Origin of the sequence: Pseudomonas syringae group sp. J309-1 (assembly GCF_032582135.1) — a bacterium.
GTDB classification, from domain to species: Bacteria; Pseudomonadota; Gammaproteobacteria; order Pseudomonadales; family Pseudomonadaceae; genus Aquipseudomonas; species Aquipseudomonas quasicaspiana.
This window is the reverse complement of sequence record NZ_JAWHNU010000001.1, coordinates 244,448-252,289: the sequence shown is the minus strand read 5'-3', so window position 1 is coordinate 252,289 and position 7,842 is coordinate 244,448. Positions and strand designations below refer to the sequence as shown.

Sequence of the window (7,842 nt, the reverse complement as noted above, 5' to 3'; positions counted from 1 at the left end):
AGTTGGCTCCTACAGGGTCATCCGTTTGCTTAGCGACAGCGAGGTGTCAGGGATACCGGGACCACTCCCACAGGGATAGCATTCCAATTCAAGCTAGTGTGATTGCTTGATCGGCCCGACCTTCCCAACCAGTAAAACCACTATCGCCAGCCCTTGAATCGCCGCCGCCAAGGTAAATATCAATACTCCGCTATTCGCCTCACCACTCAACGACTTCACCACCCCGAAAATCGCCGGAGCAAACGCATAACAGCCTTGCGCCGTCGCGACGATCAGGGCCACGACGCGTTGGGTGTGCTGGCGCGGGAATTCCGCTTGAGCAATCAGTGGCGGCAGCGAAGTCGCGTTGCCGATGCCTGCGCCAAACAGGATCACACCCAGCCAGACCAGCCCTGGAGCCTGGTCAACGCCGAGCATTACGATGCAGCCCAGCAATTGAACGCCATAACTCAGGCACGCCACATTGCGTCGGTTTGCTTGTGCGGGCATGAGCGAGCCGACCAGCGTCCGGCCAGCAATGGCACTGGCCGTTGCCAAACCCATCGCCAATCCCGCTTGTTGTTCTGTCAGATGCTGTACCAGCACCAGAAACAAATGCGTAATCAATCCGATCTGCGCAAACAAGCCCAGCGACATGCCCGCTGCCAGGGTCAAAAATTGCCGATTGCGCCACAGCGAACTCGAGGGCGATACGGCTGGGTTGATTGCCTCGGCAGGCGGCTGGTCAGCACCGTCGGCGTATTGCCCCAAGTGTTCCGGGCGCAAGGCGAAGACCTTGAACGCCAGCAGCGCAATAACGCTGACCGACAGGCCTCCCACCCACAGCGCTGCCTGACCAAAGCCAAGCTGACTGATCAGGTAAACCCACGCCGATGAAAAAATCACCCCTCCAATACTCGCGCCGTTGTAAGCCATGGCCAACGCGGCGGGGCGCTTGCTGACAAACCAGGGCGCGATAGCCGCATTGACCGCTGCCGCGCCCATGGTCACCCACCCCAAACCGCTGAGCAGCGCCGCGATAAACAGCTGATAAGGCTGATCCGCCACTGCCCAACCGTACACGCCAAACGCCAGGACGATGGAGCCCGCCAGCGTGACGCGAGCCAGACCAAAACGTTTATAGAGACGCGGCAGGTTGACGATCACCAGCGTGCCCGCTAGAAAGTGCAACGTCACTGCTGCCGAGCACAGTGACACCGACCAGTCAGTGCGCTGCAGCACGGCATAGAGAAAAATCGGCGGTCCGTAGAATCCAATACCCCAGCCAAACACCGCCATTACAAACGTGGCAGCCACGACTTTGCTGCCAAAGAAACCCGGTTGCTTCATGACTCAATCCCTAAATGTGCTGTGAACCTCAGTATGATGAGCGCTTAAAACGATGCTTCAGGGATGGCTGAACTATGGATGTCGAATGCGCAGAGGTTTCGCTCGCCGAAGTCGCGGGTGCCATTGCTGATCCGGCTCGCTCGCGCATGTTGTGCAGCCTGCTCGACGGTCGGGCGCGTACCGCCACCGAACTGGCTGCGGTAGCCGACGTGACAGCCTCTATGGCCAGCAATCATTTTTCGCGTCTGCGCGAGCACGGGCTGGTCGAGCAACTGGTACAGGGGCGGCATCGCTATTACCGATTGGCCAACAGCAGAGTGGCGCGAGCCCTGGAATCCTTGCTGTCGATCACAGGCCAACCCGCGACACCTTTCCAGCCCAGCACGCCTGCAGCACTGCGTCACGCGCGAACCTGTTACGACCACTGCGCAGGTGAGGTCGCGGTCAGGCTTCATGATGTCTTGCTGCAAGCCAACTGGATCGAGGCGCAGGGCGAGGATTACACCCTCACCGAAAAGGGCGTCGAGCGACTGCTCAAACTGGGCGTCGATGTTGATGCCATGCGCGGCCAGCGCAGACGGCTGGCTTATCCGTGCATGGATTGGAGCGAGCGCTCACCGCACATCGGCGGCGCGCTGGGTGCCGCCATTCTGGAACTGATGCTCAAGCGCGGCTGGGTTACCCGACAGCTCGACTCCCGGGCCTTGAGCGTCACGAGCAAAGGTCGTGACGCGTTGATCAAAACCTTCAGCGACTAAGCGTTAGCGTCAGGCTCGATGAATCGTGTCGGCTCACGTCCGCTGGCGTTGAGTTGATAAATTTCGGTTGGCCGGCCGTCGGCATCGAAAAACACATGACCCACGCCCGCTGAGTTCCATAGTCGCTCACCGGCTTTGCTGTGTTCGGGGATACGCGGTACTACGCGCATCAGGCGTCGCTTGGTAAACCAGTTCAGTGGCGAACGAGGCGAGTACAGCCAGCGGTTCAGGCGGTCGAACCAGTCCAGCAGGCTTTGCGGGAATTCGTTTTTCAAGCCGCTGCTGGTGACCTGCCAGATATGCGGGTTGGCGGTCCGGTGGCGTATCAGGATTTTGTAGACAAACGAGTAATGCACGTCCCCTGACAGGATCACGTAATTGCCCGGCGTGCGTGAGTGACGAAAGATATTCAGGATGACCTGCGCCGCGCCGCGGTGCGCCATCCAGTTTTCGGCATCGACCAACAATGGATGCCCGCACCAGCTGAACACCTTTTGCACGGTTTCAATCAGCTTCACGCCGAATACAGGCGCGGGCGAAACGATGATCGCCGACGGGTGATCGAGTAAATCCTGTTGCAGTTCACTGAGCGCTTCCCAATCCAGCAGACCGGAAGGCTGATGCAGGTTGAATTCGCTGCGCCAGCGCCGGGTACGGGTGTCGAGCACCACCAGTGCCGGGGAAGTGGGCAGCACGTAATGCCATTGCTGAAACTTCAGCAGCCGGGTGATCAACGTATCCAGGGTTTCACTCTGCAGATAACCGTTTGCATCAGGCGCTTGCTTGACCAGGTGCTGTGTCTGCTCCAGCAAATCAGGGAAGGCATCCGGATTATTGCCCCAGCCCTGGCACAGCAAATAGGCCAGCAGCGCATTGCCGATGATGCGCTTGGAAAACGGGTGGCCGTAGGCAGTCTCTTCCCATTTTGCCGAGAGGTTCCAGTCGTCCGTTACGTCATGATCGTCGAAGATCATCAGGCAGGATAAATGCGCGAAAACCCGCGCAACGCCCCCCAAACCATCAACAAAAGCGTCGATACGTTGTTGTTCCTGCTCATAGCGAGGCTGTTCACCCGCTTCGAAAACCGGAGGCGTCGGATTGATCAACGTCCACGGCACTGGCGACCAGACCAGCAGGTACATGGCGAGCACTTCGGAGAACGTCACAAGATGGTTGTCGGCCGTGCTGCTGGTGAAAATCGGTTTGCGCGCGCCGCCAAAGAACCGTTCACGCAGGGTGTCGTTGCTCTTCAGTGCCGGTAACAGGTCGGCGCGGTTGTAGTAGCTGGCCGGATGGTTATAGAGCTCGGCGCTGTCGTCGACGATCGCACCTTCGAGACGCTCGTGGAACAGGCCCAGACGCTCGATCAACGCATGGATGGCGCGCAGCATTGGCCCGGCCACATCATCGGCGTAGATCTGATCGCCGCTCATCATCAACAGCGCAGGGCGATGCTCGGCATCCGGGTTGGCCGCCAGCAGCCGGTCGGCGCACAGCAGGCCTTCGTCTGAAGCGTGATGGGGTTTGCGGCAGGAGCCATGGAGCAGTTGTTCGATGGTGCTGCGCAGTACGAAATCCGGCAGGGATCGGTCGGGGTACAGCAAATGCGGTGCCCATTCAGCGATGCCTTGCTGGCCGTCGATCAATACATCGTAGGCAATGGCGATATCGCAGGGCAGGGCGTCATCCAGTGGCACGTCGATCAAGTGAATGAACGCACTGCGACCTACCGCAACGACCTGACATTGCTGTTCATTCAACGGGTAATCACGGTCTGGCAAGCGCAGCGTCAACGTCAACGGCCGTGAACCCACCAGCCACATCACCAGACGTTGCGTTTCAAGGCGACGCAGCAGAGGACCGGCAAGAACAGCGGGAAGGGAATCAATTGAAGACATCCGGCAAATGCACCCAGGCAACAAAGAGCCGTCGATAGTACCTCAGTTGATCAGGAACTGAGGTGGGACCGGCTAAAGCCAGTCCCACTGGATCGCGGTTGACTTGAGTCGTGCGCAAATCGTGTGGGAGCGAATTCATTCGCGAATGCGATAGGCAGGCAATAAAAATATATCGGCTGTACTGGCCTCTTCGCGAATGAATTCGCTCCCACAGGGCCATCATGAGCTTGATCTTAACGTCAATCTTCGGAAGGGTTTTTAGCGTGAAGTCAGGTAAGCCAAATCTCTGGGTGCGAATTCATGCTCTTGGCCACAGCAAACCGGTGGGAGCGAATTCATTCGCGAATGCGATAGGCCAGGCAATAAAAATATATCGGCTGTACTGGCCTCTTCGCGAATAAATTCGCTTGTATGGTTAGACTTGAAGGGGTGGTGGGACGAACAGTTCGCATCTGACTGCTGCAACAGTACAGACCGTGGGAGACCTCGCCCCACCCCTTCCACCAAAAGCGCCGATAAAGAATGCTTCGTTCAAGCGACGATAGAAACAAGCCTGCGCCTCTGGGTGAACCCCCAACAAGCCGTCAAACCTTAGCGTGGAGAAATGCTCATGGCAATGCGTGTTTCGAAGTCAATCGTAGGCGTGGATGTCGCCAAAGTTGAGCTCGTTACCTACCAGGCAGATCGGGATCTGCTCACCTCGATAACCAACGAAAAGCCTGCCATAAAACGCTGGCTTAAAACGTTACCGAGGACCACCGCCATTGCTGTTGAGGCGACAAATGTTTATCACGTCGATCTGGTCGAGCTGGCTTACGAGTCTGGTTTCGACGTCTACATCATCGACGGTTTTCAACTCAGTAATTACCGTAAAGGTGTCGGTGGCCGTAGTAAAACAGACGCATCTGATGCCCGTCTTCTTGCCCGATTTCTGAAAAACGAAGGCGAAAATCTTCGCCCCTGGACGCCGCCCCCAGCAGTCTACGGAAAGCTGCAAAGCCTTCTGCGACGCAGGGCTTCACTGATTCAAGCCAAAACCAGCCTGACCCAGAGCTGGGCAAATGACACCAGCTTGAAGGCGTCATTTGCAGCCTTCCTCAAGTCAATCGAACGGCTGGACCTGCTGGTCAAGGCAAAGCTCAAAGATGCCTTGCGCGAAGCCGGCCTGCTGGAGCAAGTGGCCCGTTGCCAAGCTGTTGAAGGTATCGGCTTCCTGACCGCGACAGCTCTGGTCATGGCTTACAACCGAGGCGACTTCAAGAGCGGCGACTCCTACATTGCTTTTTTGGGCATGGATCTGAGAGTGACCGATTCTGGCCAAAAAAATGGCCGTAGGTTCCTAACCAAACGAGGCTGCTCGGAGATTCGCCGATTGCTGCACAACGCAGCAATGTCGGCCAGCCGATCGAGTGCCTGGAAAGAGTTTTACGACCATCATCGCAGCCGCGGAAAAGCAACCACACAGGTACTTGTGATGCTCGCTCGCAAACTCGCTCGGGTGGCGTTCGCCCTGATGAAAAATCAGAGCGAATATCAACCCAAAGGGTGGGTTATGGCTTGATCACAACCATAGAATCTCCCACAGTTGGTCCCCATTTACCCCGATGAATCGTAGGATCCGGCGCTACCCCAACCCACTCCAGAACGCCTCGGCAAAATCACTCAGCGGCGTGCGGGCGCGGAACAGGCGGATTTCCACGGGGATGTCCCAGGTTTCTTCCAGGGCCCGAACCAGCCGGTTTTGGCTCATTTCAGACTCAGCCAATGTGCGTGGCAACCACGCCATGCCTTTGCCTTCCTGCACCATCGACAGCAGCACCGCCGCCAGGTGGGAGCTGAACAGGGTTTGCAGGGGCTGCTCGGGCTGCGAACGATTGAGACGCCAGTTGATGATCCTGCCCAGCCCTGAATCTGCGGTGTAGCCCAGATAATCCAGCGGTTGATTGGGTTCCCCGCTGCGCTGACCCGGTGCGCGCAGGGGCAGGAGCACATCAAGGCCCACTGCTTTGCCCAGAAACTGCTCACTGGCAAATCGTGGCGGAACGTCCGGGTGATGGTGGCAAAGCAGGAACTGCACCTCTCCATTCAGCAGCATTTGCTCGCAGGAGCGCATGTTGTCCGAATGCAGGCGTACGCCTTCGATGGGCGCTTCACGCTCAATGCTCCGGATCCAGCCGGGAAAAAACGTGAACGACAGTGAATGAGTCGCCGCGAAATACAGCGTGCGCAACTGTTTGCCTGCCAACTCGCGCGCATCCAGACGCATTTGGTGCAGGCGGCGGGTCATGTCCTGCGCGTTACCGAGCATCTGCCTGCCGACGTCGGTCAGGGTCGCACCATGGGTGGTGCGTTCGAACAACTCAACGCCCATCCAGTTTTCCAGCGACTTGATCCGGCGGCTGAATGCCGGTTGGGTGACATGGCGTGAGTCAGCCGCACGAGAGAAGTTTTCCAGTTCTGCCAGTGCGACAAAGTCTTCCAGCCAAGCGAGTTCCATGGGCGATGCCACCTGTGCATGAGGTGCTCGATTATAAGCATTGGCTGCGCCTGGGCCGCTAGCCCTAGAGTTCTCTGGCATCGGCAACAACCTAATAATCAGAGAGGACTCATCCCATGCGCATCGTGGACATTCGCGAGAAAACCGTTTCTATCGCATCGCCTATTGCCAACGCCTACATCGACTTTTCGAAAATGACCTGCTCGGTTGTTGCCGTCATCACCGACGTGATTCGCGATGGCAAGCCGGTCATCGGTTATGGCTTCAACTCCAACGGGCGTTATGGCCAGGGCGCGCTAATGCGGGACCGGTTTCTGGCGCGTGTCGCCGAAGCGGACCCAGAGAGCCTGATCGACCACGAGCGCAACAACCTCGACCCGTTCGCCATCTGGAAAACCCTGATGACCAACGAAAAGCCAGGCGGCCACGGCGAGCGTTCGGTGGCAGTCGGCACCATCGACATGGCGGTGTGGGATGCAGTCGCGAAGATTGAAGGCAAACCGCTTTATCGCGTGTTGGCTGATCGTTATCGCGACGGTGTCGCCGATGACAAAGTCTGGGTCTACGCGGCAGGCGGTTACTACTATCCGGGCAAGGACCAAACCAAGCTCAAGGCTGAAATGCAGAGTTATCTGGACCGCGGCTACGACGTGGTGAAGATGAAAATCGGTGCCGTACCGCTGGACGAAGACATCCGCCGAATCGAAGCCGTGCTGGAAGTGGTGGGCGATGGCCGTCGTCTGGCCGTGGACGCCAACGGTCGCTTCGACCTGAAAACCTCGATTGCCTACGCCGAGGCCATCAAACCCTACAACCTGTTCTGGTACGAAGAGGCGGGCGATCCGCTGGATTACGCGCTCCAGGCTGAACTGGCCAACCACTATGACCTGCCCATGGCGACCGGAGAAAACCTGTTCTCCCACCAGGATGCCCGCAACCTGCTGCGCCACGGCGGCATGCGCCCTGATCGCGACTTTGTGCAGTTCGACTGCGCGCTGTCTTACGGGCTGGTGGAATACCTGCGCACCCTCGACGTGATGAAAGAACTGGGCTGGTCATCGCGCCGCGTCGTCCCCCATGGCGGCCACCAGATGTCGCTGAACCTCGCAGCAGGCCTGCACCTGGGCGGCAACGAGTCCTATCCCGACGTGTTTCAGCCATTTGGTGGTTTCGCCGACGGCATCAAAGTCGAGAACAGCTACGTCGGTCTGCCGGACATCCCGGGCGTCGGTTTCGAAGCCAAGTCTGCGCTGTACGCCGTGATGCGCGAGCTGGGTGAGTTGGCCTGAACTCCCTCTTTTTCGCAGTGAATTTTGACCTGTGGGAGCGAGGCTTGCCCGCGATAAGGCTTGACGCTATG

Annotated in this window: 6 protein-coding genes; 3 read left to right on the top strand and 3 right to left on the bottom strand. The window is 58.1% G+C overall.

Annotated elements, in window-relative coordinates; all coding sequences use genetic code 11:
• Positions 1 to 93: 93 nt before the first annotated feature.
• On the bottom strand, positions 94 to 1,329 hold the full coding sequence (locus tag RX972_RS01190) for an MFS transporter (protein ID WP_316872235.1): 1,236 nt from the start codon (positions 1,327 to 1,329) through the stop codon (positions 94 to 96).
• Positions 1,330 to 1,403: 74 nt separating this feature from the next.
• Here RX972_RS01190 and RX972_RS01185 point away from each other — a divergent pair, with 74 nt between their 5' ends.
• Complete coding sequence (locus RX972_RS01185) at positions 1,404 to 2,087, top strand: helix-turn-helix transcriptional regulator (RefSeq protein ID WP_316872234.1); 684 nt, start codon at positions 1,404 to 1,406, stop codon at positions 2,085 to 2,087.
• Here RX972_RS01185 and RX972_RS01180 read toward each other — a convergent pair.
• The gene (locus RX972_RS01180) at positions 2,084 to 3,985 is read right to left on the bottom strand and encodes an alkaline phosphatase family protein (RefSeq protein WP_316872233.1); all 1,902 of its coding nucleotides are present in this window, start codon (positions 3,983 to 3,985) and stop codon (positions 2,084 to 2,086) included. The two genes, RX972_RS01185 and RX972_RS01180, sit on opposite strands and share 4 nt — an antisense overlap.
• 610 nt (positions 3,986 to 4,595) lie before the next feature.
• On the opposite strand from RX972_RS01180, the gene RX972_RS01175 reads away from it, so the two are divergent.
• A complete protein-coding gene (locus RX972_RS01175) occupies positions 4,596 to 5,546 on the top strand; it encodes a transposase (RefSeq protein WP_316872232.1) in 951 nt (316 codons plus the stop codon).
• 63 nt (positions 5,547 to 5,609) lie between these two features.
• On the opposite strand, the gene RX972_RS01170 is transcribed toward RX972_RS01175, so the two are convergent.
• The gene (locus RX972_RS01170) at positions 5,610 to 6,482 is read right to left on the bottom strand and encodes a LysR family transcriptional regulator (RefSeq protein WP_255880902.1); all 873 of its coding nucleotides are present in this window, start codon (positions 6,480 to 6,482) and stop codon (positions 5,610 to 5,612) included.
• A gap of 116 nt (positions 6,483 to 6,598) precedes the next feature.
• Between RX972_RS01170 and RX972_RS01165 the strand changes: the two genes are divergently transcribed.
• The gene (locus RX972_RS01165; RefSeq protein WP_027902090.1) at positions 6,599 to 7,771 is read left to right on the top strand and encodes a mandelate racemase/muconate lactonizing enzyme family protein; all 1,173 of its coding nucleotides are present in this window, start codon (positions 6,599 to 6,601) and stop codon (positions 7,769 to 7,771) included.
• Positions 7,772 to 7,842 lie beyond the last annotated feature (71 nt).

Coding starts and splice junctions, on each gene's coding strand:
- RX972_RS01170 (WP_255880902.1), bottom strand. CDS start 6,482: ATGGAACTCGCTTGGCTGGAAGACTTTGTCGCACTGGCAGAACTGGAA.
- RX972_RS01180 (WP_316872233.1), bottom strand. CDS start 3,985: ATGTCTTCAATTGATTCCCTTCCCGCTGTTCTTGCCGGTCCTCTGCTG.
- RX972_RS01190 (WP_316872235.1), bottom strand. CDS start 1,329: ATGAAGCAACCGGGTTTCTTTGGCAGCAAAGTCGTGGCTGCCACGTTT.
- RX972_RS01185 (WP_316872234.1), top strand. CDS start 1,404: ATGGATGTCGAATGCGCAGAGGTTTCGCTCGCCGAAGTCGCGGGTGCC.
- RX972_RS01165 (WP_027902090.1), top strand. CDS start 6,599: ATGCGCATCGTGGACATTCGCGAGAAAACCGTTTCTATCGCATCGCCT.
- RX972_RS01175 (WP_316872232.1), top strand. CDS start 4,596: ATGGCAATGCGTGTTTCGAAGTCAATCGTAGGCGTGGATGTCGCCAAA.